4 protein-coding genes are annotated in these 3,858 nt (G+C 61.3%); 1 reads left to right on the plus strand and 3 read right to left on the minus strand.

The genetic code is table 11. From position 1 onward, the window contains the following. Positions 1–918: ABC transporter permease (locus tag NW819_RS01595; RefSeq protein ID WP_414412693.1), on the minus strand; the 918-nt coding region annotated here is incomplete at its 3' end. Between the two features lie 129 nt (positions 919–1,047). Between NW819_RS01595 and NW819_RS01600 the strand changes: the two genes are divergently transcribed. After that, positions 1,048–2,202: a homocysteine biosynthesis protein gene (locus NW819_RS01600; RefSeq protein ID WP_414412694.1), complete on the plus strand. Its 1,155-nt coding sequence runs from the start codon at positions 1,048–1,050 to the stop codon at positions 2,200–2,202. 153 nt (positions 2,203–2,355) lie between these two features. On the opposite strand, the gene csaB is transcribed toward NW819_RS01600, so the two are convergent. Beyond that, a complete protein-coding gene (gene csaB, locus NW819_RS01605; RefSeq protein WP_414412695.1) occupies positions 2,356–3,441 on the minus strand; it encodes a polysaccharide pyruvyl transferase CsaB in 1,086 nt (361 codons plus the stop codon). A gap of 190 nt (positions 3,442–3,631) precedes the next feature. Further along, positions 3,632–3,858 (minus strand): DUF4351 domain-containing protein (locus NW819_RS01610; protein WP_414412696.1); only part of this gene is annotated, 227 nt, incomplete at its 5' end.

Raw genomic sequence — 3,858 nt, forward strand, 5'->3', positions numbered from 1 at the left:
CCAAGGACTCCGTCCCGCTGAGCCAAACGGCAGCTGCAGAAAGGATACTCTGGCTGCAAACAGCCCTCCGATTAGGCTGACCACCGCTGCCGAGACAGCCAGCAGGATGATCCCCAGCGCCACCGCCTGCTGCCGCTGCTCCAGGTTGATGTGGGTGAAGCGCTGATAGATCAGAACGGGCAAGGTGCGCGGGTAGGTGGGCCCTAAGAGCAAGGGAACCTCAAAGGCGCTGAAGACAAAGCCGAAGATGAGAATCCCGGTGGCCAGCAGCCCCGGCCTCAGCAAGGGCAGCGTTACATACCAAAACGTCTGGGCGGCAGAAGCCCCCAGCAGCCGGGCCTGTTGCTCCAGCTCGGATCCCATCCCGCGCAGCAGCGTCAGCGCCACCAGAGCGGCAAACGGGATCTCCTTCCAAAGCCAATAGAGCAACACCCCCACATAGCCGCGGTCGTTCACCCACAAGGGAAAATCCTGATCCGAGGCAATCCAGCCCAGTTGGAAGGCCAGCCGCGCCAGCCAACCGCTGGGCCCCAGCAGCAGCAGCATCCCCGCCACCCCCACCAAATGAGGAATCGGCAGCGTCAACTGGCCAAGCCAGATGGCCCACCCCCCCACCCCCCGCAACAGCAGCGCCAGCCCCAGCCCCAAAAGCAGCGCCAACCCCGTTGCCAACAGAGCGATTCTGAGGCTGAGCAACAGGGATCCCCCGACTTCCGCATCCCGCAGCAGCTCCCCATACCCCTGCAGGGTAAACCCCCTCTCGCCCAGGCCGTAGAGGCCCACACTCTGGGCCAGAGCCAGCAGCAGCCCCCCGCCGTAGAGCAGGCCCACCAACCCCAACGCCGGCAAAAGCGGCCCATACTGCCGGATCCCCTTAAGCCCCACCGGCCCAGATCCCCGTCCATTTAAGCTATTCATTGAGCCAGTCCCAAGAGCTGCCTCACGAGAGAATTCAAGATGGGAGCGGATCCCTCGACGATCAAGCGATCAAGACTGCCTAGTGCTCCACACCGCCAACGCGACCAACCATTGCGATCTTTACATCCCATGGAGAGAACCCTAGACCAGATTAACCAACGCATTGCCAAAGGCCAGGCGCGGGTGTGGACGGCCCTGGAAGCCAAAGCCAAGCTGGCCACCTTGGGGATCCAGGAAGCCTTTGAGCAGGTGGATGTGATCACCACCGGCACCTTTGAGCCAATGGAGTCTTCAGGAGCCATTGTGAACCTGGGCCATACGGATCCGCCCATCAAGATTCGCCAAGCTTGGCTGAACGGGGTACCGGCCTATGCCGGATTTGGCGCGGTGGATCTTTACCTGGGGGCAGCCCAACCCAGCGAGCAAGCGGATCAAGCCTATGGGGGCGGCCATGTCATTGCCGACCTGGTGGCGGGCAAGCGCGTCCATTTGCGGGCCATCGGCCAAGTGACCGATTGTTACCCCCGCGCCGACTACGAGACCACCCTGACTCGGGATCAGCTCAACCAGTTTTACCTGTTCAACCCCCGCAATGCCTACCAAAACTTCATCGTCGGGGTGAACGGCGGGGATCGGCCTTTGTACACCTACTTGGGTCTGTTGGAACCGCATCTGGGCAATGCCGTCTATTCCAACCCGGGAGAGCTATCCCCCTTGTTGAACGATCCCCTGTTGCGCCGGGTGGGGATCGGCAGCCGCATCTTTTTGGGAGGCGGCATCGGCTACGTCGCCTGGGAGGGCACCCAACACTTTCCGCTGCAAAAGCGATTGCCCAACCAAACTCCCATCGGCCCGGCGGCCACTCTAGCCCTGATTGGAGATGCCAAGCAAATGCAGGCGGAATGGGTGAGGGGCTGCTACTTCCGCAACTACGGTCCCAGCTTGATGTTGGGGGTCGGGATCCCCATTCCCATCCTCGCTCCTGCGGATTTGGAGGCCATCGCCATCCGGGATGAAGAACTGGTGGCACCGGTGATCGACTTTTCCATTCCCCGCCGGGTGCGGCCCACCTTTGGCTTAGTGAGCTATGCCCAACTCAAATCTGGCCAGATCACCCTCAATGGCCGCAAGATTCGCACCGCTCCCCTGGCCAGCTTGCGCCGCTCCATACAAATTGCCGAAATCCTCAAGCAGTGGATAGAAAGCGGCCAATTTACCCTCACCCAACCTGTCGCCCCCCTGCCCCTGGATCGGGAGTTTCTCCCCCAAAACCCTCTCAGGTGACGTCCTCCCCTCAATGAATTGGGGGCCTCCTCAAGCGGATGCACGCAGCGCTTTGGTTCGGGGACACCGTGCCTCCCTACTTTTGGGGTAAAGCGGCTCTCCAGAAGAACCGCTACCGGAATTCGCTGGCAGCAACTTCTCCAGGCAACCCCATCAACCCCACTTCAGGTGCTGTCTCAACAACTGAGCGTGCTGAGCCGATTGCCTCGCCCACAGGTCAGCTTGGGCAGGGCTGAGAGCTAGGCCCTCTGAGTAGCAGGCCAGCCAAGCTTGGTGTAAGGCTTCAGGATCGGTGGGCATCTCCTGCAGATCCCAGCCAGGCATGCCCAATTCCTGGAGCAGCGTTTTCACCTTGGGATCGTAGCTGAGACCAAAACAGGCGCAGCCCTCTGCCGCCGCCATCACCAATCCGTGGTAGCGCATGGTGATCGCCAGCCTGACACCCCGAAAGACTCCTTTCAATAGACAGGGATCCCGAATTTCCAGCACTTGGCTACGGTGGGGTAGGCGCTGCTGAAGCTGCTGAGCCAAGTGGTAGTCTGGCCCAAGGTCAGGGGATCCGGGAGGAGCCAGCTGAAAGGGCACGAAGAGAAGGTATGCCCCCGTGGAAGCCTGGAGACGCTGTAAACCCTGGCTCAAAGCTTCTAGACAGGCTCCAGTCAGTTGCGGATGCGGACGCAAGACCACAGCAATGCGGGGCTGAGGCCACGTTTCCCATTCCGGCAAGGTTTTGGACGGCAAACTCCAGACGGGATCCGGAGCCACCTGGTGAGGGATCCCCCACTCTTGCAGCCATTGGGAGGCAACTCCATCCCGCACACTGATGGCCGTGCAACCTGCCAGAGACCGGCGGGCCAGTGCGCGAATCCACCCCCGCTGCAGCGGCCCGATCCCCTGGGCCCAGGCAACGGTTCTTAGCCCCCATCGCTGGGCTAGGCCCATCACCCCCAGGTAGTAGAGAGGGCTGCGCCAACTGGTGCGATCCTGCAGCAGGCCACCTCCACCCCAGATGAAAGCCTGGGCCTCCTGGAGACAGCGCCGTAAAGCCAAACTGTTGAAGCGCGGATAGGCCAGCACCCCATAGGTGGCAGCCGTTTCGGCAGGGCGACGGGAGAGCACCACCGGCTGTACGGGGCTGGGCAACTGCTCTAGCTCTCGTAAGAGAGCCAGCAACAACGCCTCATCGCCGGCATTGCCGTAGCCATGGTAGCCGCAGATCAAAACCCGAGGCCCTTGCATAGAACCGGCTCGCTCAGGAAAGTCGCGCTGGGATCCTGCTGAGGTCAAGGTTGGGTTGCATTCAGCCCGGTTTATCGAGAACTCAGTTCAATCTACTGCTTTCTCTGGGAATCCAGACCGCCACCACGGCAGAGCTCCTCCCAGGAGAGAGATGCCGACAAAAATTGGGAAAAGGCCGTGACAGCAAAACCTAGGCAGATGCCAGCTCCTCTAGCCACTGGGTCAGGTCGGCCAGCGTCTGAAAGTCCAGCAGAGCCTCTGCCAACCCCTCTAATTGCTCGGTGGGCAGGCGGCGGATGGTCTCAGAGAGGTCTTCCGGCAGGGGCCCCAGCTTGCGCCGCAGTTGACTCAGAGTCAGTCGAGCTGCTTCTTGCTGCAGACCTTGCTGCAGACCCTGTTGCAGACCTTGTTGCAGAC

Source organism: Synechococcus sp. R8-2 (assembly GCF_047461715.1).
Lineage (GTDB): Bacteria > Cyanobacteriota > Cyanobacteriia > Thermostichales > Thermostichaceae > Thermostichus.

Excerpts from the sequence above, each read along its gene's own strand:
- NW819_RS01600 (WP_414412694.1), top strand. The coding sequence starts at position 1,048 with ATGGAGAGAACCCTAGACCAGATTAACCAACGCATTGCCAAAGGCCAG.
- csaB (WP_414412695.1), bottom strand. The coding sequence starts at position 3,441 with ATGCAAGGGCCTCGGGTTTTGATCTGCGGCTACCATGGCTACGGCAAT.